The sequence below is a fragment of the Klebsiella sp. MPUS7 genome (assembly GCF_009905335.1).
GTDB classification, from domain to species: domain Bacteria; phylum Pseudomonadota; class Gammaproteobacteria; order Enterobacterales; family Enterobacteriaceae; genus Klebsiella; species Klebsiella grimontii.
Map to the genome: position 1 here is coordinate 3,929,979 of NZ_CP047604.1, position 20,021 is coordinate 3,949,999.

At 56.6% G+C, this 20,021-nt stretch carries 21 protein-coding genes and 1 riboswitch; of the genes, 12 read left to right on the forward strand and 9 right to left on the reverse strand.

Annotation, left to right across the window (positions count from 1 at the left end; genetic code table 11):
• Nucleotides 1-13 precede the first annotated feature (13 nt).
• Both GUC22_RS18375 and GUC22_RS18380 read right to left on the reverse strand, forming a co-directional pair.
• On the reverse strand, nucleotides 14-763 hold the full coding sequence (locus GUC22_RS18375) for an SDR family NAD(P)-dependent oxidoreductase (RefSeq protein ID WP_024360134.1): 750 nt from the start codon (nucleotides 761-763) through the stop codon (nucleotides 14-16).
• Nucleotides 764-813: 50 nt separating this feature from the next.
• Entirely contained in the window at nucleotides 814-2,145 is a 1,332-nt protein-coding gene (locus tag GUC22_RS18380; RefSeq protein ID WP_160183714.1) for an MFS transporter, read from the reverse strand.
• 339 nt (nucleotides 2,146-2,484) lie between these two features.
• Between GUC22_RS18380 and GUC22_RS18385 the strand changes: the two genes are divergently transcribed.
• The 6 genes from GUC22_RS18385 to GUC22_RS18410 all read left to right on the forward strand — a co-directional run bounded on the left by GUC22_RS18385 (nucleotide 2,485) and on the right by GUC22_RS18410 (nucleotide 9,233).
• Nucleotides 2,485-3,408, forward strand: a complete 924-nt coding sequence (locus tag GUC22_RS18385; protein WP_004135224.1) for a LysR substrate-binding domain-containing protein — start codon at nucleotides 2,485-2,487, stop codon at nucleotides 3,406-3,408.
• Between the two features lie 71 nt (nucleotides 3,409-3,479).
• A complete protein-coding gene (gene cecR, locus GUC22_RS18390) occupies nucleotides 3,480-4,157 on the forward strand; it encodes a transcriptional regulator CecR (RefSeq protein WP_024360135.1) in 678 nt (225 codons plus the stop codon).
• Nucleotides 4,154-5,146 carry a secretion protein HlyD gene (gene hlyD / locus GUC22_RS18395; protein ID WP_049087275.1) on the forward strand — a complete coding sequence of 331 codons (993 nt, stop codon included), beginning with the start codon at nucleotides 4,154-4,156 and terminating at the stop codon, nucleotides 5,144-5,146. The genes cecR and hlyD overlap by 4 nt, the downstream gene beginning before the upstream one ends.
• Nucleotides 5,143-6,882 carry an ATP-binding cassette domain-containing protein gene (locus tag GUC22_RS18400; protein ID WP_024360137.1) on the forward strand — a complete coding sequence of 580 codons (1,740 nt, stop codon included), beginning with the start codon at nucleotides 5,143-5,145 and terminating at the stop codon, nucleotides 6,880-6,882. Before hlyD ends, GUC22_RS18400 begins: the two co-directional genes overlap by 4 nt.
• Entirely contained in the window at nucleotides 6,872-8,005 is a 1,134-nt protein-coding gene (locus GUC22_RS18405; protein WP_004135232.1) for an ABC transporter permease, read from the forward strand. Before GUC22_RS18400 ends, GUC22_RS18405 begins: the two co-directional genes overlap by 11 nt.
• A gap of 121 nt (nucleotides 8,006-8,126) precedes the next feature.
• Nucleotides 8,127-9,233: an ABC transporter permease gene (locus GUC22_RS18410; RefSeq protein WP_004135234.1), complete on the forward strand. Its 1,107-nt coding sequence runs from the start codon at nucleotides 8,127-8,129 to the stop codon at nucleotides 9,231-9,233.
• Here GUC22_RS18410 and GUC22_RS18415 read toward each other — a convergent pair.
• On the reverse strand, nucleotides 9,195-9,605 hold the full coding sequence (locus tag GUC22_RS18415) for a YbhQ family protein (protein ID WP_004135236.1): 411 nt from the start codon (nucleotides 9,603-9,605) through the stop codon (nucleotides 9,195-9,197). The two genes, GUC22_RS18410 and GUC22_RS18415, sit on opposite strands and share 39 nt — an antisense overlap.
• Nucleotides 9,606-9,748: 143 nt before the next feature.
• Here GUC22_RS18415 and GUC22_RS18420 point away from each other — a divergent pair, with 143 nt between their 5' ends.
• Genes GUC22_RS18420 through GUC22_RS18430 form a run of 3 tightly spaced genes read left to right on the forward strand, consistent with a single transcriptional unit; the run spans nucleotide 9,749 to nucleotide 12,707 of the window.
• Nucleotides 9,749-10,498, forward strand: coding sequence for an endonuclease/exonuclease/phosphatase family protein (locus GUC22_RS18420; RefSeq protein WP_004135238.1), 750 nt, complete (start codon nucleotides 9,749-9,751; stop codon nucleotides 10,496-10,498).
• On the forward strand, nucleotides 10,495-11,739 hold the full coding sequence (clsB, locus tag GUC22_RS18425) for a cardiolipin synthase ClsB (RefSeq protein WP_064342379.1): 1,245 nt from the start codon (nucleotides 10,495-10,497) through the stop codon (nucleotides 11,737-11,739). Before GUC22_RS18420 ends, clsB begins: the two co-directional genes overlap by 4 nt.
• Nucleotides 11,739-12,707, forward strand: a complete 969-nt coding sequence (locus GUC22_RS18430) for a lysylphosphatidylglycerol synthase transmembrane domain-containing protein (protein WP_004135242.1) — start codon at nucleotides 11,739-11,741, stop codon at nucleotides 12,705-12,707. Before clsB ends, GUC22_RS18430 begins: the two co-directional genes overlap by 1 nt.
• A 188-nt stretch (nucleotides 12,708-12,895) precedes the next feature.
• Here the strand turns inward: GUC22_RS18430 and GUC22_RS18435 are convergent, their stop codons facing one another.
• The 6 genes from GUC22_RS18435 to moaA form a co-directional block, all read right to left on the reverse strand.
• The gene (locus GUC22_RS18435) at nucleotides 12,896-13,600 is read right to left on the reverse strand and encodes a Bax inhibitor-1 family protein (protein ID WP_004135244.1); all 705 of its coding nucleotides are present in this window, start codon (nucleotides 13,598-13,600) and stop codon (nucleotides 12,896-12,898) included.
• A 44-nt stretch (nucleotides 13,601-13,644) separates the two neighbouring features.
• Complete coding sequence (gene moaE, locus GUC22_RS18440; RefSeq protein ID WP_004135245.1) at nucleotides 13,645-14,097, reverse strand: molybdopterin synthase catalytic subunit MoaE; 453 nt, start codon at nucleotides 14,095-14,097, stop codon at nucleotides 13,645-13,647.
• Nucleotide 14,098: 1 nt separating this feature from the next.
• A complete protein-coding gene (gene moaD, locus GUC22_RS18445) occupies nucleotides 14,099-14,347 on the reverse strand; it encodes a molybdopterin synthase sulfur carrier subunit (RefSeq protein WP_004135247.1) in 249 nt (82 codons plus the stop codon).
• On the reverse strand, nucleotides 14,340-14,828 hold the full coding sequence (gene moaC, locus GUC22_RS18450) for a cyclic pyranopterin monophosphate synthase MoaC (protein WP_024360139.1): 489 nt from the start codon (nucleotides 14,826-14,828) through the stop codon (nucleotides 14,340-14,342). The genes moaD and moaC overlap by 8 nt, the downstream gene beginning before the upstream one ends.
• 3 nt (nucleotides 14,829-14,831) lie before the next feature.
• Nucleotides 14,832-15,344, reverse strand: coding sequence for a molybdenum cofactor biosynthesis protein B (moaB, locus tag GUC22_RS18455; RefSeq protein WP_004135251.1), 513 nt, complete (start codon nucleotides 15,342-15,344; stop codon nucleotides 14,832-14,834).
• Between the two features lie 21 nt (nucleotides 15,345-15,365).
• Nucleotides 15,366-16,355: a GTP 3',8-cyclase MoaA gene (gene moaA, locus GUC22_RS18460; RefSeq protein ID WP_004135253.1), complete on the reverse strand. Its 990-nt coding sequence runs from the start codon at nucleotides 16,353-16,355 to the stop codon at nucleotides 15,366-15,368.
• Nucleotides 16,343-16,481: riboswitch (molybdenum cofactor riboswitch) on the reverse strand. Its footprint overlaps the gene before it by 13 nt.
• A 208-nt stretch (nucleotides 16,482-16,689) precedes the next feature.
• On the opposite strand from moaA, the gene yvcK reads away from it, so the two are divergent.
• The 3 genes from yvcK (at nucleotide 16,690) to pmrA (ending at nucleotide 20,017) form a co-directional block, all read left to right on the forward strand.
• The gene (yvcK, locus tag GUC22_RS18465; protein WP_004135255.1) at nucleotides 16,690-17,595 is read left to right on the forward strand and encodes a uridine diphosphate-N-acetylglucosamine-binding protein YvcK; all 906 of its coding nucleotides are present in this window, start codon (nucleotides 16,690-16,692) and stop codon (nucleotides 17,593-17,595) included.
• A 110-nt stretch (nucleotides 17,596-17,705) separates the two neighbouring features.
• Nucleotides 17,706-19,349 carry a phosphoethanolamine transferase EptA gene (eptA, locus tag GUC22_RS18470; protein ID WP_131930244.1) on the forward strand — a complete coding sequence of 548 codons (1,644 nt, stop codon included), beginning with the start codon at nucleotides 17,706-17,708 and terminating at the stop codon, nucleotides 19,347-19,349.
• On the forward strand, nucleotides 19,346-20,017 hold the full coding sequence (gene pmrA / locus GUC22_RS18475; protein WP_004135258.1) for a two-component system response regulator PmrA: 672 nt from the start codon (nucleotides 19,346-19,348) through the stop codon (nucleotides 20,015-20,017). The genes eptA and pmrA overlap by 4 nt, the downstream gene beginning before the upstream one ends.
• The last annotated feature ends 4 nt before the right edge of the window (nucleotides 20,018-20,021 follow it).

Here is a 20,021-nt window from a genome sequence, read left to right on the forward strand (position 1 = left end):
CTGCTTGCCTCGCTTAGTGGATTAACATGCCGCCGTTCACGTCCAGGGTGATACCGGTCGAGTAGGAAGAGAGATCGCTGCCGAGGAACAGGGCGGCGCGCGCGATATCCACCGCATCGCCAAGGCGGTTCATCGGGATCCCGGCAAGGATATTGGCCGTCATGTCGTCGGTCAGCTTACCGGCGGTGATATCGGTCTGAATCAGCCCCGGGGTAATGCAGTTAACGCGGACGTTATCCGGACCAAGCTCGCGCGCCATCGCCCGCGCCAGGCCGAGCACCCCGGCTTTCGCCGCGCTGTAGTGCGGGCCGCCGAAGATACCGCCGCCGCGCTGGGCGGAAACCGAAGAGATACAGACGATGCTGCCCGATTTTTGCGCCCGCATCGTCGGAATAACCGCCTGCGACATCAGCAACGTGCCGCGCAGGCTGACGTCCAGCACCGCGTCGTAGTTGGCGCGCTTAATATCCATCAGCTTCAGCGGCTGAGTAATCCCGGCATTATTCACCAGCACATCGACCCGGCCATATTTCGCCAGAATCTGTTCCATCGCCGCCTGAACCTGAACTTCATCGGCAACGTTCGCCGCCAGGCCAAGATGTCCTTCGCCTAAGGCCGCGGCCGCCGCTTTGCTGGCTTCGCCATTGAGGTCGATAATGACCACGCTGGCGCCGTTTTTAGCAAATAATTTGGCGGTGGCAAAACCCAAACCGCGTGCCGAGGCCGCGCCGGTAATAATGGCGACTTTATCTTTTAATAACATATTTTCACTCCATGACATGACGTCATATTAATTAACAGGATGTATTTCCGTTATTGTGGCTCATCGAGAAAGAGAATCACCACCAGACCTATTGCGGCGCAGATACCAAAATAGGTGAATACCGAATTAAAGCTGCCGGTTTGATCGAGTAAAAAGCCCGCAGCCATCGGGGCAACAAATCCGCCGAGGTTACCGCCGCTATTGATAATAGAAGAGGCGATCGGATAGGTTTTATTATCCGAAACGGCCATACCGTAGGCGGTAAAGGCCGGCCAGCCAATATTCAAACATAAACCGACGAAGAATAATCCGACACAGACCGCCCAGGTGCTCGCGGGAATATTTAGCATAATGAGCATCATGACCACGGTGGAAATCGCGGTAAACATCATTGTCGGTTTACGTCGCCGGCCTAATACCTTATCCGAAATCCATCCACCGCCAATCGCACCTATAAAACCGCCAATACACGGCATACTTGCCACGAAGCCCATGCTCATTACATCAAAACCGCGCTCTTTAACCAAATACAGCGGGATCCACGTTAATAATCCGTACAGCACGCTAACCATCATAAAATAAGCCAGACAGTCGCCAAGAATATTTTTCGAGGTAAATAATCCTTTCGCCGTATCAATAGGGGTAAGCTTTTTCACCCGAATACATTTATCCAGCCAGATAAAGCGATCGGCAATTAATATATTTTGCCGTACGGCGTTTTTATCGCTTTCACGCCCGGCGTTAATCTCTTCCAGTTCGCTTTGCGAAACAAATCCGCTCTCTGCGGGTGTTGACTTAACCAACAGGTACCACGCCACCGCCGCCACAATTCCCGGTATCGCAAAGGAGAAAAAGACCCATCGCCAGCCCCAGGTTACCGCGATCCATACCGCCAGCGGCGGTACGATGATCGGCGCAAACATGGTGGCGGCGATGTAGACGCCCGTTGCCGTGGCTTTCTCTTTCGGCGGGAACCAGTTATTAATGGTCGAAGCCAGGCCTACCGGACATGGCCCTTCGCTAAGCCCCAGCCCCAGCCGCACCATCTTCAGGCCAAACACCGAGCTCACGGTGCCCATTAGCCAGGTAAAAGCAGAAAAACCGAAAATCGACAGCGCGACCAGCCCTCGCGTGCCGCGTTTGGCAATGAAAAAGCCGGCCGGGATCTGGCTGACCGCATAGCCCAGGAAAAACATGCTGGCGATGGCCCCGGCTTCAAAGTTGTTGATATGAAACTCATCAATAATGAACGGCAATACCGCGCCGATATTCGTTCTGTCGGCGTAATTTATGGCATACACCAGGAAAATCATCGTCAAAACCACAAAACGATATTTTGTTTTCCTGGCGTCAGTACAGACCACAGTATCTATACGTGACATAGGGTATCCTCTGTATTTTTTATGCTTTTTGTCGCGAACCTTACCGCATCGCGCCCTGTTATCAGGCCTGTGGTTGCAATATAACAATCCCAAAAAGAAAGGGTATTCAAAAAAGCTCAATTACGCGTGAGAAAAATTTGCTTCGTGACTGCATTCAAATTCCTGTCAATTATTTTTCCGAGAGCTTCATATTTAAAACTGTTAAGTTCATCACGGATTACGCCATATCTTATTTCCCGGCTATGCTATCCTGACCCTCATTTTCTGGGATAACCGCTGGATGTACTGTTTTTTGAGTAAACAAATCACCCTGCATTATTCCACTCACCGGAGGAAATCATGAACCAGCCGCTGCCAAATAAAAGCTTGCCGATGCCATCCTTACGCAATATTCAGGCATTTATTGAAGTAGCCGATACCGGCAGCCTGAACCTGGCAGCGGAGAATCTCAATATTACAGCTTCCGCAGTCAGTCATCAGATAGCCAGCCTGGAACAGTATCTGGGAAAGAAAATATTTTCCCGCAGCAGTAAAGGAATGGTCTTAACCACCATTGGTGAAAAATATCTTAAAGAAGTTTCCGGAGCCTTAAATATTATTGGCCAGGCCACTAACCAGGTGATTAATGATATCCACCAGGATTATTTACGGATTCATTCAGCGCCGAGCTTTGGCTTATTGTGGTTGATGCCCCGACTTCATAAGTTTCGCCAGGCCTGGCCGGAGCTTAAAATTAGCCTGACCTGTTCTTATGAAAGCATTCAGTTCTCCCGCGATAATATCGATATTGATATTCGCCACGGGCTCTCACAGTGGCCGACCCTGGTGGTCAAGACCATAAAAAACGAACGCATGCTCCCCTTCACCTCATCGACTTATTTAGCCGGACGCGACGTTCAGTCCATTGAAGATTTGTTGGCCTGCGATCTTATTCATTCCGATAGCACGCTGATCGGCTGGAGCAACTGGCTGTCCTGGCATAAAGTTCGCGGCTGGAATAAAAACTTTATTTTTAATTTTGACCGCTCCTATATGAGTATCGAGGCCGCGCGCATGGGGATGGGGATTATTCTTGAGAGTAATTTGCTGGCCGGGCAGAGCGTTCGTCAACGTCACCTGGAACCCGTCTTTAGCCGCGACGTCAGTATGCCGGTTAATGCCCATCACTTCGTTTTACCGCACCCGAATGAGCAAAAAGAGAAAGTGAAGATCTTCTTTAACTGGGTTGCCGAAGAGCTAAGCCACGAAGGATTTCATATCTAGCAGCAAACGGTGGACAAACTGCAAACCTGCGCCTAGAGTTAATCAATCGATTGATTAACTTTTCCAGCGTGATGACGACAACTCCCATTACCAGCAAGGGCGAGCAGGCGAAAAGCCAGCTTATCGCCGCCGCAATCGCCCAGTTTGGCGAATACGGCCTGCACGCCACGACCCGCGATATCGCCGCTCAGGCCGGGCAAAATATCGCCGCCATTACCTACTATTTTGGTTCCAAAGACGATCTCTACCTCGCCTGCGCCCAGTGGATCGCTGATTTTATCGAACACAATTTCCGCCCCCACGCACAGGCGGCGGAAGCGCTGTTCACTGAGCCTGTGCCGGATAAAACTGCGATGCGCAGCCTGATACTTGGCGCCTGCCAGAACATGATCCTGCTGCTGACCCAGGACGACACCGTCAATTTGAGCAAATTCATCTCCCGCGAGCAGTTGTCGCCGACGCCGGCCTACCGGCTCATCCACGATCAGGTGATTGCTCCACTACACTGCTACCTGACCCGTTTAATCGCCGCCTATACCGGCCTTAACGCCGACAGCACGCAAATGGTGCTTCACACCCACGCGCTGCTGGGCGAAGTGCTCGCTTTTCGCCTTGGGCGGGAAACGGTGCTGCGCCGCGCGGGCTGGGCCGAGTTCGATCGGGACAAAACCGCACAAATTATTGAGGTTATCACCTGCCATATTGATTTCGTTCTGGAAGGATTATCGCAAAGGAGTCTGGAGTCATGAAAAAACCGCTCATCATCGTTGTGCTGCTTCTCCTGCTGGTCGCTGTCCTTGGCGGAGGCTGGTGGTGGTACCAGAGCAGCCAGCAGAAAACGCTCACGCTATATGGCAACGTGGATATTCGTACCGTCAACCTCAGCTTCCGCGTGGGCGGGCGGCTGGCGTCGCTCAGCGTCGACGAGGGCGATGCGATTAAAGCCGGGCAGACCCTGGGCGAGCTGGATCGCGCGCCGTACGAAAACGCCCTCCAACAGGCGCAGGCCAACGTGTCCACCGCCCGGGCGCAGTACGACCTGATGATGGCGGGGTATCGTTCGGAAGAGATTGCCCAGGCCGCCGCCGCGGTCAACCAGGCGCAGGCGGCTTACGACTACGCGCAGAACTTTTACCAACGCCAGCTGGGGCTGCGCAAAAGCAGCGCCATCTCCGCTAACGACCTGGAAAACGCCCGCTCCTCGCGCGATCAGGCCCAGGCGACGCTGAAGTCCGCGCAGGATAAGCTGCGCCAGTATCGCGCGGGAAATCGTCCGCAGGAAATCGCCCAGGCCAAAGCCAGCCTTGAGCAGGCGCAGGCCGCGCTGGCGCAGGCGAAGCTCGATCTGCACGATACCACGTTGACCTCGCCGTCCGACGGAACGCTGATGACTCGCGCCGTCGAGCCGGGCAGCATGCTCAGCGCCGGCGGCACGGTGATGACGCTCTCGTTAACCCATCCGGTGTGGGTACGCGCCTATATCGATGAAAAAAACCTCGGCCAGGCCCAGCCGGGTCGCGAAGTGCTGCTTTACACCGATAGTCGCCCGGATAAACCCTACCGCGGCAAAATCGGCTTCGTTTCCCCTACCGCTGAATTCACGCCGAAAACCGTGGAGACGCCGGATCTGCGCACCGATCTGGTTTATCGCCTGCGTATTGTGGTCACCGATGCCGACGACGCGCTGCGCCAGGGGATGCCTGTCACCGTCACCTTCAGTCACGGAAACGGCCAATGAGCGAGGACGTCATTACGCTGAGCGGCCTGACCCGGCGCTTTGCCGGCATGGACCGCCCGGCCGTCGCGCCGCTGGACTGCACCATTCACTCCGGCTATGTAACCGGTCTGGTGGGCCCTGACGGCGCGGGAAAAACCACCCTGATGCGCATGCTCGCCGGGCTGCTGAAGCCCGACGCAGGCAGCGCAACGGTCATCGGCTACGACCCGATTGCCGACGATAGCGCCCTGCACGCGGTGCTCGGCTATATGCCGCAGAAATTCGGCCTGTATGAAGATCTGACGGTGATGGAAAACCTGACGCTCTACGCCGATCTGCGCAGCGTGACCGGCGAGGCGCGGGAAAAAACCTTCGCCAGGCTGCTGGAATTTACCTCCCTCGGCCCCTTTACCAGCCGGCTGGCGGGCAAGCTTTCCGGCGGCATGAAGCAGAAACTTGGTCTGGCCTGCACCCTGGTCGGCGAACCGAAAGTCCTGCTGCTTGATGAACCCGGCGTCGGCGTCGACCCCATCTCGCGCCGCGAACTGTGGCAAATGGTGCATGAACTGGCGGGCGACGGAATGCTGATCCTCTGGAGCACCTCTTATCTTGATGAGGCCGAGCAGTGCCGGGACGTGCTGTTGATGAACGAGGGCCAGCTGCTCTATCAGGGGGCGCCAAAAGAGCTGACGCAGACCATGGCCGGACGCAGCTTTTTGATTTCCAGCGGCGAGGAGAATAATCGCCGCCTCCTCCAGCGGACGCTGAAGCTGCCGCAGGTGAGCGATGGCGTGATTCAGGGGAAATCGGTACGCCTGATCCTTAAAAAAGAGGCCAGCATCAGTGAAGTCCAGAACGCTACCGATATGCCGCCGCTCGAGGTCGCCGAAACCGCGCCGCGCTTCGAGGACGCCTTTATCGACCTGCTGGGCGGCGCCGGGACCGCCGAATCGCCGCTGGGCAACATTATCCACACCGTGGAAGGCTCCCATGAGGACACGGTGATTGAAGCGCAGACCCTGACCAAGAAATTCGGCGATTTTGCCGCCACCGACCACGTTGATTTCCAGGTCAAGCGCGGGGAGATATTCGGCCTCCTCGGGCCTAACGGCGCGGGCAAGTCCACTACCTTTAAGATGATGTGCGGCCTGCTGGTCCCCACCTCCGGTAAAGCGCTGGTGCTGGGCATGGACCTGAAAGTCAGCTCCGGCAAGGCGCGTCAGCATCTGGGCTATATGGCGCAGAAGTTCTCGCTCTACGGCAACCTTTCCGTCGAGCAGAACCTGCGCTTCTTCTCCGGCGTGTACGGCCTGCGCGGGCGGGAGCAGAACGACAAAATCGCCAGCATGAGCGAGGCGTTTGGCCTGAAAAGCATCGCCCGGCAGGCCGCCGACGATCTGCCGCTCGGCTATAAGCAGCGCCTGGCGCTGGCCTGCTCGCTAATGCACGAGCCGGATATCCTGTTTCTTGATGAACCCACTTCCGGGGTCGATCCCCTCACCCGCCGTGAATTCTGGCTGCATATCAACAGCATGGTGGATAAAGGCGTGACGGTGATGGTCACCACCCACTTTATGGATGAAGCGGAGTATTGCGATCGTATCGGCCTGGTCTATCACGGCAAGCTGATCGCCAGCGGCACGCCGGACGATTTGAAGGCGCTGGCAGCGGATGATAAACAGCCTGACCCGACGATGGAGCAGGCATTTATCACCCTCATCCACGATTGGGACAAGGAGAACGCCGGTGAGCGCTAAATGGCTATCGTGGCGGCGCGTACGCGCCCTGTGCGTGAAAGAGACGCGGCAGATTGTCCGCGACCCCAGCAGCTGGCTGATTGCGGTGGTCATCCCCCTGCTGCTGCTATTTATCTTTGGCTACGGGATTAACCTCGACTCCAGCAAGCTGCGGGTGGGCGTGCTGCTGGAGCAGCAAAGCGAAGAGGCGCTGGATTTTGTCCATACCATGACCGGCTCCCCCTATATCGACGCCACCGTCAGCGATAACCGCCAGCAACTGGTGCAGATGATGCAGGCGGGACGCATTCGCGCGCTGGTAACCATTCCGGTAGATTTCGACCGCAAGATGGCCCGCCCCGGCGACGATGCGCCGATCCAGCTCATCACCGACGGCAGCGAACCGAATACCGCTAACTTCGCCCAGGGCTACGTCGAAGGCATCTGGCAAATCTGGCAGCAGCAGCGGGCGGAAGATCGCGGCGAAACCTTCGAGCCGCTTATCGACGTGCAGACGCGCTACTGGTTTAACCCGGCCGCCATCAGCCAGCATTTTATTATCCCCGGCGCGATTACCATCATTATGACGGTGGTCGGCGCGATCCTGACCTCGCTGGTGGTGGCCCGCGAGTGGGAGCGCGGCACCATGGAGGCGCTGCTGTCGACCGAGATTACCCGCGCCGAACTGCTGCTGTGCAAGCTGATCCCCTACTATTTCCTCGGCATGCTGGCGATGCTGCTGTGTATGCTGGTGGCGGTGTTTATTCTCGGCGTGCCGTTTCGCGGTTCGCTGGTGATTCTGTTTTTTATCACCAGCCTGTTTTTGTTGAGCACCCTGGGAATGGGGCTGCTGATTTCCACCATTACCCGCAACCAGTTTAACGCCGCGCAGGTGGCGCTGAACGCCGCGTTTCTGCCGTCAATTATGCTGTCCGGGTTTATTTTTCAGATCGACAGCATGCCGGCGATAATCCGCGCGGTGACCTACGTGATCCCGGCGCGCTATTTTGTTAGTACCCTGCAAAGCCTGTTTCTGGCGGGCAATATCCCGGTGGTGCTGCTGGTGAACGTAATGTTTTTAATCGCCTCGGCGGTAATGTTTATCGGCCTGACGTGGCTGAAAACCAAACGGCGTCTGGATTAATTTGTCTGCGCCCGCTTCCCGGGTCGCGGCGTGAACGCCTTACCCGGGCTACCGTTTCTGCCAGATTAGGTAGCCCGGATAAGCGCAGCGCAATCCGGGGATCACAAAGAGAGAATATACGATGTTTCATCGCTTATGGACGTTAATCCGCAAAGAGCTGCAGTCGCTGTTGCGCGAACCGCAGACGCGGGCGATTTTGATTATGCCGGTACTGATCCAGGTACTGCTGTTCCCCTTTGCCGCCACGCTGGAGGTAACGAACGCCACCATCGCCATCTATAACGAAGACAACGGCAAGCACGCCGTGGAGCTGACCCAGCGCTTCGCCCGCGCCAAAGCCTTCACCCACGTTCTGCTACTGAAAAGCCCGCAGGAAATACGACCCACCATCGATGAACAAAAAGCCCTGTTGGTCGTGCGTTTCCCGGCGGATTTTTCGCGCAACCTCGACACCAACCAGACCGCCCCGCTCCAGCTTTTGCTGGACGGGCGCAACTCTAACAGCGCGCAAATTGCCGCGAACTATCTCCAGCAGATCGTCAAAAGCTATCAGCAGGACCTGCTGGAAGGTAAAGCCAAACCGAACAATAGCGAGCTGGTGGTGCGCAACTGGTATAACCCGAATCTCGATTACAAATGGTTCGTGGTGCCGTCGCTGATCGCCATGATCACCACCATCGGCGTCATGATCGTCACCTCGCTCTCCGTTGCCCGCGAGCGCGAACAGGGCACGCTCGACCAGCTGCTGGTGTCGCCGCTGGCAACCTGGCAAATCTTTATCGGTAAAGCGGTCCCGGCGCTGATCGTCGCCACCCTGCAGGCAACCATCGTGCTGGGGATTGGCATCTGGGCCTATCAAATTCCGTTTGCCGGCTCATTGCTGCTGTTTTACTTCACGATGATCGTTTACGGCCTGTCGCTGGTAGGATTCGGCCTGTTGATTTCGTCGCTGTGCTCCACGCAGCAGCAGGCGTTTATCGGCGTATTCGTCTTTATGATGCCGGCGATTTTGCTCTCCGGCTACGTTTCGCCGGTGGAGAATATGCCGGTATGGCTACAGAACCTGACGTGGGTAAACCCGATTCGTCATTTCACCGATATCACCAAGCAGATCTATCTGAAGGATGCGAGTCTGGCAATCGTGTGGGGGAGTTTGTGGCCGCTACTGGTCATAGCGGCCACCACCGGCTCAGCGGCGTATGCGATGTTCCGAAGAAAGATCGCGTAGTTTTTTATCTTTCGCCAGCAGTGATACCACCGCCGGACCGGCCAGTATCGCCAGCCCGGCGAGGGCCAGCAGCAGGTTATTGTGCAGTACGCGCGACAGCAGCCACAGCACGATCACCGCGGTGCCGAAGTACCAGGTGGTGGTGAGTTCCTCAAGGAAATCACCGACGTCGCGCCAGCGCTCATCGTGATGGCGCTGCAAAAACAGCATCGACACTAACGTGACGCCGTACAGCACGCACAAACCTAATCCGACGCGCACCAGCGCGCCGCTCATCCAACCCATCACCAGTACTGCCACGACCAGTAGATGCAACATAATCTGCCAGCAACTAAGACCCGTTGCGACGCGTACACGTTGTTGCCACTTCATGGCTTCTCTCCTGAAGGATTTTTCTCTGCTACTCAGAGTACCGCACTTTACGGAAAATTCCGTATCACCGCATCTTTTTGTGACCTCTACTACACTATTTCCTACAGGAAAGTGACATTGCCCAGAGAAATAAGGACGAACAAATGCCGCGATTTTCGTTAAACGTGCTGACAATTAACACCCATAAAGGCTTTACTGCGTTCAATCGCCGCTTTATTTTGCCCGAATTACGCGAAGCGGTGCGCAGCGTCAGCGCCGACATTGTTTGCCTGCAGGAGGTGATGGGGGCGCACGAAATTCATCCGCTGCATATCGAAAACTGGCCGGATACCACCCACTATGAGTTTCTCGCCGATACCATGTGGAGCGATTACGCCTACGGCCGCAACGCCGTTTACCCGGAAGGACATCACGGCAACGCGGTGCTTTCTCGTTTTCCCATTGAACATTATCAAAATCTCGATGTTTCGGTGGGCAACAGCGAAAAGCGCGGCCTGCTCTACTGCCGCATCGTGCCGCCGGAAAGCGGAATCGCTATCCATTTATTCTGCGTGCACCTGGGGCTGCGCGCTCATCAACGCCAGGCCCAGCTGACGATGCTGGCGGAGTGGGTGAACGGTTTACCCGCGGGCGAACCGGTGGTGGTGGCCGGTGATTTTAACGACTGGCGGCAGCAGGCTAACCGGCAGCTTAAAGCCCAGGCCGGGCTGGAGGAGATTTTTACCCGCGCCAGAGGGCGTCCGGCGCGGACTTTCCCGGTCAGCTTCCCCCTGCTGCGCCTCGACCGCATCTACGTAAAAAACGCCCATGCCAGCCAGCCTAAAACGCTGGCGTTAAAACAGTGGCGTCATTTGTCCGATCATGCACCGCTTAGCGTGGAGATACATCTGTGAAATGCAGCTGGCAGGAAGGAAACCGCATTCGGCTATTAGAAAATGGCGATAACTATTATCCGGCGCTGTTTGCCGCCATTGGTCGCGCGCAGCAGCGGGTGATCCTCGAATCCTTTATCTGGTTTGAAGATGACGTCGGCAAACAGCTCCATGCCGTTCTGTTAAAAGCGGCCCAGCGCGGCGTGCGCGTCGAGGTATTACTGGACGGCTACGGCTCGCCGGATTTAAGCGAAAGCTTTGTGGGGGAGCTGACGTCGGCTGGCGTGATTTTTCGCTACTACGACCCGCGCCCGCGACTGCTCGGTATGCGCACCAATTTGTTTCGCCGCATGCATCGTAAAATCGTGGTGATCGACGACGTTACCGCCTTCGTCGGCGGAATTAACTACTCCGCCGAGCATATGACCGATTACGGCCCGGAAGCCAAACAGGATTATGCCGTGCAGGTTGAAGGGCCGGTGGTGCTCGATATCCTGCAATTTGAACTGGAAAACCTGCCTACCAATGAGGCGACCCGCCGCTGGTGGCAGCGGCGTCGGCATAAGCCTGAAATCAACCGCAACCCCGGCGAGGCCCAGGCGCTGTTTATCTGGCGGGATAATCAGGATCATCGCGACGATATTGAGCGTCACTATCTGAAAATGCTGACCACCGCCCGCCGGGAAGTGATTATCGCCAACGCCTACTTTTTCCCCGGCTATCGCCTGCTGCACGCCATGCGCAACGCGGCCCGCCGCGGCGTGCGCGTCAAGCTTATCGTGCAGGGCGAACCGGATATTCCGATTGTCAAATTTGGCGCGCGCCTGCTTTATCACTATCTGGTGAAAGGCGGCGTGCAGATTTTCGAATACCGCCGCCGTCCGCTGCACGGCAAAGTGGCGCTGGCGGACGACCACTGGGCCACCGTCGGTTCCAGCAACCTCGACCCGCTCAGCCTGTCGCTGAACCTGGAAGCCAACCTGGTGATTCACGACCGCGAATTTAACCAGACGCTGCGCGATAATCTCAATGGCTTAATCCTTAACGACTGCCGCGAGGTCGATAAGCGCATTTTGTCGAAACGTACCTGGTGGCGGCTCGGCATTAGCGTGCTGGCGTTCCACTTCCTGCGCCACTTCCCTGCCTGGGTCGGATGGCTACCGGCCCATACGCCGCTGCTGTCGCGGGTTCAGCCCCCGGTACAGCCAAAAATTGAAACTCAGGATCGCGTAGACCCGGAAAATCAGGAGGTGAAATCCTGATGGCGAAATCTCACCCTCGCTGGCGGATGGCGAAAAAAATCCTGACGGTGCTCTTTTTTATCGCCGTCGTCGTTCTGCTGGTGGTCTACGCCCAGAAAATTGACTGGCAGGACGTGTGGAAAGTGATTCGCGATTACAACCGTACGGCGCTGCTCAGCGCCATCGGGTTGGTTATCGCCAGCTACCTGATCTATGGCTGCTACGATCTGCTGGGGCGCGCCTACTGCGGCCACAAGCTGGCTAAACGCCAGGTGATGCTGGTGTCGTTTATCTGCTACGCCTTTAACCTGACGCTCAGCACCTGGGTAGGCGGCATTGGTATGCGCTATCGGCTCTACTCGCGTCTGGGGCTGAGCGGGGCGACCATTACCCGTATCTTCTCCCTGAGCATTACCACCAACTGGCTGGGGTATATCCTGCTCGGCGGCATTATTTTTAGCTCCGGCATGGTGAAGGTTCCCGAGCGCTGGTATATCAGCCAGCCGTCGCTGCAAATTCTGGGCGTCGTTTTGCTGCTGATTTCCGCGTTTTACCTGTGGGCCTGCGCCTTTGCTAAAAAGCGCCATCTGACGATAAAAGGCCAGCGGCTGGTTCTGCCTTCCTGGCGCTTCGCGATATTGCAGATGGCGGTTTCCAGCCTGAACTGGATGGCGATGGGGGCGATTATCTGGCTACTGTTGGGGCCTCAGGTGGACTATTTTCTCGTGCTCGGGGTACTGCTGGTGAGCAGCATTGCGGGGGTTATCGTGCATATTCCGGCAGGCATTGGCGTGCTTGAGGCGGTGTTTATCGCCATGCTTTCCGGAGAAGAGATTTCGCGCGGCGCGATTATCGCCGCCCTGCTCGCCTACCGCGCGCTGTACTACTTCCTGCCGCTGCTGCTGGCGACCATCGGCTACTTAATTCTGGAGAGCCGGGCGAAGCATCTGCGGGAGAAAAACCAGCGCAAGCTGGCGGGAGAAGAGTAAAAAAAGCCCCGGTCGCGGATGCTGACCGGGGCTGCGATTGGGTCGATATCGTGGATATCTGCCGCTATTTTATCCACTTCTCCGTTGATGAACTTTCCCGTTGGCGCTTCGCTGACTGAGCTACAGGTTCACCGCCATCTGAGATCCGGTAGCCCGGACAGATGCGCAGCATCGCCTCCGGGAACAAGTTAACGACGGTTGCCGAAAATGCGCAGCAGCATCAGGAACAGGTTGATAAAGTCCAGATACAGCGTCAGCGCCCCAAGAATCGAGTATTTGCGCAGCGTTGACGCATCGCGAACGTCAATCTGCTCGCCGATGTTTTTCAGCTTCTGGGTGTCATAGGCGGTCAGGCCGACAAATACGATCACCCCGATGTAGGTCACTGCCCACATCAGCGCTTCGCTCTTCAGCCAGAAGTTAACCAGCGACGCTAGCAGGATACCAATCAGCGCCATAAACAGCATATTGCCGAAACCGCTCAGATCGCGTTTGGTGGTGTAGCCGTAAAGGCTCATCGCGCCAAACATCCCGCCGGCCACCACGAAAGTACTGGCGATCGACGAGTAGGTATAGACGATGAAAATGCTGGAAAGCGTGAGCCCGGTGAGCGCCGAATAGAGCATAAACAGGGTGGTCGCCATCCCTGCGCTCAGCCGCTGCACCATGCCGGAGAGCACGAATACCAGCCCCAGTTGGGCGATGATCAGGCCGAAAAAGGTTATTTTGCTGGAAAAGACGAACATCATCACCGCAGGGGTATTGGCCGCAAACCACGCGATAAACGCCGTGAGCAGTAGCCCGACCGTCATCCAGCCGTACACCTGCGCCATATAAGTTTGAAGTCCGCTGCGACCCTGTACGATCGCCCCGGAACGAGGATATCTGTCCATGACTGTCTCCTGATTAACGAAATTTATCTTCTAAGCGTACCACACTACCAGCGTTCTGCCGCCCTGCGGTCGCTATCTCGCGCATCGACCCAGCGCTCGCCTTCCGGCGTCGCTTCGCGCTTCCAGAACGGCGCGCGGGTTTTCAGGTAATCCATAATAAACTCCCCCGCCGCAAACGCGCTGCCGCGATGGACGCTGGTGACGCCGACAAAGACAATCTCTTCTCCGGGCCACATTTCGCCGATACGGTGAATCACCGTGACCCGCCCCAGCGGCCAGCGCTCGCGCGCCAGCTCAACGATTTCCGCCAGCGATTTTTCGGTCATCCCCGGATAGTGCTCAAGAGTCAGCGCTTTGACGCTGTCGCCAAGGTTGTGGTTGCGAACCTTGCCGGTAAAGGTCACCACCGCGCCGTCTTCATCGCGCTCGGCCAGCCAGGGATATTCGTCGCCGACCTTAAAGCGGTCGTGGCTAACGATAATACGCGTCTGCGTCATCTTATCCTCCGGTGACCGGCGGGAAAAACGCCACTTCATCGCCGGCCGCCAGCGGATGATCAAACGTCGTCAGCGTCTGGTTTACCGCCGCCAGTAGCTTGCCCTCCTCCAGCGCCAGCGCCCAGCGGTCGCCGCGGGCGATCAGCTGCTGGCGAACGGCTTCAACCGTGGAAAGCCCGTGCGAATCGAGCGTCAGGGAATCGGTGCCGAGCAGTTCGCGCACCTGAGCAAAAAAAAGGACCTTAATCATGGCTATCTTCCACTTTAAAATCGCCGGACTTGCCGCCGCTTTTCGCCAGCAGGCGCACCGGACCAATCACCATATCTTTCTGTACCGCTTTGCACATATCGTAAATCGTCAGCGCGGCGACGGAGGCGGCGGTCAATGCTTCCATCTCAACGCCGGTTTTCCCGGTCAGGCGGCACAGGGATTCGATGCGCACCCGGTTATGCTCGGGCTGCGCCTGCAGATGGACTTCGACTTTGCTCAGCATCAGCGGATGGCACAGCGGAATAAGCTCCCAGGTGCGTTTTGCCGCCTGGATCCCGGCGATGCGCGCGGTGGCGAAGACGTCGCCTTTGTGATGGCTGCCGTCGATAATCATCGCCAGCGTCGTGGCCTGCATCTCAACATAGGCCTCGGCGCGCGCTTCGCGAACCGTCTCCGCTTTCGCCGAGACATCGACCATGTGCGCTTCGCCGGCGGCGTTAATATGGGTCAGCTGTGACATAAATTACTTCTTAAGGTGAGAGATAAAGTTGCACGGGCGCGTACGCGCATCGAGCTGCGGCGCAATAATATTGTCCCATGCGGTACGACAGGCTTTGGTTGAGCCAGGCATCGCAAAAATCAGCGTACGGTTGGCGACCCCGGCAACGGCGCGGGACTGCAGGGTCGAGGTGCCGATCTCTTCGAAGGAGAGCATGCGGAACACCTCGCCGAAGCCTTCGACCTCACGGTCAAACAGCGGCAGCAGCGCTTCCGGCGCCTGGTCGCCGTCGGTAAAGCCGGTGCCGCCGGTAATCAGCACCACCTGCGCCTCATCGCCGGCAATCCACGCCGACACCTGGGCGCGAATGGCGTAGCGGTTCTCTTTAACAATCGCCTTATCGACGATGACGTGGCCCGCCTCCTCTGCCGCATCGCGCAGCCAGTGGCCGGAGGTGTCGTCCTCTTCGCCGCGTCGGCTGGAGACGGTAAGAATAGCAATACGGGTCGGGATAAACTCAGCGCTGGCCTGGCTCATCTGATCGCTCCTTAAAATGAATTATCCGCCGATATACGACAGGTTCTGCGTAATACCGGTGTTGCCCTGATGCAGGAAATGAGTTTGCTTTTTGTGCGTTAACGCCTCGGAAATTCTCGCCTCCAGCGCCGACTGCTGCCGCTCATCGGCGAGCAGATCGCGCAGGTCGACGCCGCCTTCACCGAACAGGCACAGGTGCAATTTACCCACGGAAGAGACGCGCAGGCGGTTGCAGGTAGCGCAGAAATCTTTTTCATAAGGCATGATCAGGCCGATTTCCCCGGCATAGTCCGGATGGCAAAACACCTGCGCCGGGCCGTCGCTACGCTGGCGGATCTGATGGATCCAGCCGCGGCGCAGCAGCTCATCGCGCAGCACCATGCCCGAAATGTGATGGCGGCGAAACAGATCGCTGCCTTCGCCGGTTTCCATCAATTCAATAAAACGCAGCTGAATGCGGCGCGGCTGGATCCACGCCAGAAAGGTGTCGAGCTGGTGATGGTTAACGTCGCGCATCAGCACGGTATTGACCTTCACTTTTTCGAAGCCAGCGGCAAAGGCGGCATCGATGCCGTCCATCACCTGACGAAACTTGTCCTGGCCGGTGATGGCGTGAAACTGACGCGCATCGAGGCTGTCCACGCTGACGTTAATTGCCGTCAGCCCGGCATCGCGCCAGCTTTCAACATCCCGCGCCAGCCGGTAGCCGTTGGTGGTGACCGCAATCTGGCGAATGGAGGGATTTTCCCGCACGGCGGCGATGATGTCGGTAAAATCGCGACGCAGCGAAGGCTCACCGCCGGTCAGGCGCACCTTTTCCGTCCCCAGGGCGGAGAACGCGCGGGTGACGTGACGGACCTCATCGACGCTGAGGAAGCCTTTATTAGTGACGGCGCCGGGCTTATAGCCATCGGGCAGGCAGTAGGTGCAACGAAAGTTGCAGACATCGGTAATTGATAAGCGCAGATAGTAAAACTTCCGCGCATATGCATCGGTAAGCTGTGAAGCCATAGACACCTTTCCAAATACGGGAGACGCGGTCATTTCTTTCCACGCCCTGGTGACAACCGAAGTTGTCACGGCCAAAGCACCATATCTTTTGACACAGGCACAGAGGCTAGAGTGTTAACGGGTTATGCCGATAGTAGCGCTTTCATAACGGTTTCGCCATTTCCGATTTCGTTATATATTCAATTACATATCGCTACGATCGCGCATTTTCGCTACAGAATAGCTAAAAACCACGCTTTTGCATTGATGTCGGTCAGTTTGTCAGGTCCCGCCCATCGTCTTTTAGGGGTAGATCGGTTACTGTGAGCCCGATTAATTGTTATAAGGGATTTTTATGCGCAATCGTACTTTCGCCGATCTTGATCGCGTTGTGGCTCTCGGCGGCGGGCACGGGCTGGGCCGGGTGATGTCATCCCTCTCTTCGCTCGGTTCACGCCTTACCGGCATCGTCACCACCACCGATAACGGCGGCTCTACGGGACGCATTCGTCGCGCGGAAGGCGGCATCGCCTGGGGCGATATGCGCAACTGTATTAATCAACTTATCGCTGAACCCAGCGTGGCGTCGGCGATGTTTGAGTACCGTTTTAGCGGCAACGGCGAACTTTCCGGGCATAACCTCGGAAATCTAATGCTTAAGGCGCTGGATCACCTGAGCGTCCGGCCGCTTGAAGCGATCAATTTGATCAGAAATCTCCTTAAGGTTGACGCGTTTCTGATCCCGATGTCGGAACAACCGGTCGATCTGATGGCCATTGACCACGAAGGGCACGAAGTCTACGGCGAAGTGAATATCGATCAGCTTGCCAGCGTGCCGCGCGAGCTTATGCTCTCACCGCCGGTCCCCACCACCCGCGAAGCGATAGAAGCCATCGCCGAAGCCGACTTAATTCTGATTGGCCCCGGCAGTTTCTATACCAGCCTGATGCCGATTCTGCTGCTCGATGAGATGGCGCAGGCGCTACGCCGCACGCCCGCGCCGATGGTGTTTATCGATAATCTGGGCAAAGAGCACAGCCCGGCAGCCAGCCTGACGCTGGCGGACAGAGTCGCCATTATGGAACAGCAGATCGGTAAACGGGTGATTGACGCGCTGGTGGTCGGCCCGAAGGCCGATATCGCAGGGATTGAAAATCGGGTCGTCATTCAGACGCCCCTTGACGCCAGCGATGTGCCCTATCGTCACGATCGGCAGCTATTACGCCGCGCGCTGGATAAAGCGATTCAGGCCTTAGGCTAATCCTCAAAGCAGGCTTATTGTCGGGACACAATCAGGCTGGCTTAAAATCTTAAGGTTGTCTTAAAAAAAAACGGGCAGCATAGCGACATCTCTTTATGTGGACGTTCGCTATGTCGTTATTTTCTTTACGCCGGCCAATGCTTAACCGTACGGTCTATTTGATTCTTTTCGCCAGCTATATCGGTCTGGTGCTGAATATCGCTTTCTATCGCCAGGCGTTTACCCTGCTGCCGGTCAACGGTCTGCACAACTGGCTGGTGTTCCTCAGTATGCCGATTGTGGCCATCAGCGTGATGAATATCATCACCACGATAGCGTCGTTCCTGAAGCTTGACCGCCTCGTCATCAGCCTGTTTATTTTGCTTAGCGCTTCGGCCCAGTATTTTATCTGGACCTTCGGGGTGATTATCGATCGGGCGATGATCACCAATATCCTCGATACCACGCCCGCCGAAAGCTTTGCGCTTCTCTCCGGCAGAATGGTCCTGATACTGGGTCTCACCGGCGTTCTGGCGGTGGTCGCGGCCTGGTGGGTTAAAATCCGCAAACCGGCAACCCTGTGGCGCAGCGTGGCGATACGGCTGGCGAGCATCGTGGTTTCAGCGCTGCTGATTATGCTGGTCGCGGCATTTTTTTATAAGGATTACGCCTCGCTGTTTCGCAATAACAAAGAGCTGGTGAAGTCCCTGAGCCCGTCAAACAGCATTGTGGCGGTGAATTCATGGTATGCGCATAACAGAATGGACAATCTTCCGCTGGTCAAAATTGGCGAAGACGCGGTTCAGAAACCGGTGATGCGCAGCGGACCGCGGAAAAACCTGACCATCGTGGTATTAGGCGAAACCTCAAGGGCGGCCAACTTTTCCCTGAACGGCTACGCCCGCGAGACCAACCCGCGCCTGAAACAGGATAATGTTATCTATTTCCCCGATACGACCTCTTGCGGCACCGCGACTGCGGTTTCCGTACCGTGCATGTTCTCTAATATGCCACGCGCCCACTATGATGAAGAGCTGGCGCACCACCAGGAAGGCGTGCTGGATATCCTGCAGCGGGCGGGAATTCAGGTGCAGTGGAATGATAACGACGGCGGCTGCAAAGGGGCCTGTGACCGGGTGCCGCATCAGAACGTCACCGATCTCAAGCTGAGCGGCCAGTGCATCGACGGCGAGTGCTACGATGAGGTGCTATTCCATAACCTGGATAGCTATATCGACAATCTTCAGCAGGACGGAATTATCGTTCTGCACACCATCGGCAGCCACGGTCCGACCTACTACAATCGCTATCCGGCGCAGTTTAAACAGTTTACGCCGACCTGCGATACCAACGAAATTCAGAGCTGTACCCAGCAGCAGCTCACCAATACCTACGACAATACGATTTTGTATGTCGATTATGTGGTCGACAAAGCGATAAAATTACTGCAGTCAAAGCAGGATAAATTCACCACCAGCCTGGTGTATCTGTCGGATCACGGCGAGTCGCTTGGCGAGGATGGGGTATATTTGCACGGGCTGCCGTGGTCCATCGCGCCGGAGACGCAAAAACACGTCCCGATGCTGCTGTGGCTGTCCGCGGATTATCAACAGCGCTATGGCGTCTCCAGCCAGTGCTTGCAGCAGAAAGCGAAAACGCAAGCGTATTCGCAGGATAATCTCTTCTCCACCCTGCTCGGTCTGCTCGGGGTCAGCACCCGCGAGTACCAGGCAACAGACGATATTTTAACGCCATGTAGAGAGGCAGGCCGATGAAAATTTTAGTCATTGAAGACGATGCGCTCCTGTTACAGGGATTAATCCTGGCGATGCAAAGCGAGGGCTACGTCTGCGACGGCGTGTCAACCGCCCACGAAGCCGCGCTCTCTCTGGCCAGCAATCACTATAGCCTGGTGGTCCTCGACCTCGGCCTGCCGGATGAGGACGGCCTGCACTTCCTGGCGCGTATGCGGCGGGAAAAATTCAGCCAGCCGGTGCTGATCCTCACCGCCCGTGATACCGTTGATGACCGCATCAGCGGTCTGGATACCGGCGCGGATGACTACCTGGTTAAGCCGTTTGCGCTGGAAGAGCTTAACGCCCGTATTCGCGCCCTACTGCGTCGTCACAACAATCAGGGCGATAACGAACTGACCGTCGGCAATTTACGCCTGAACGTCACCCGGCGGCTGGTCTGGCTCGGCGAGCAGTCTCTGGATTTAACCCCCAAAGAGTACGCCCTGCTTTCTCGTCTGATGATGAAGGCGGGCAGCCCGGTGCATCGCGAAATTCTCTATAACGACATTTACAGCTGGGACAACGAACCGGCCACCAACACGCTGGAGGTGCATATCCATAATCTGCGCGATAAGGTCGGCAAATCACGCATCCGCACCGTCCGGGGCTTTGGCTATATGCTGGTTGATAACGCGGAGACGGAATAACGCT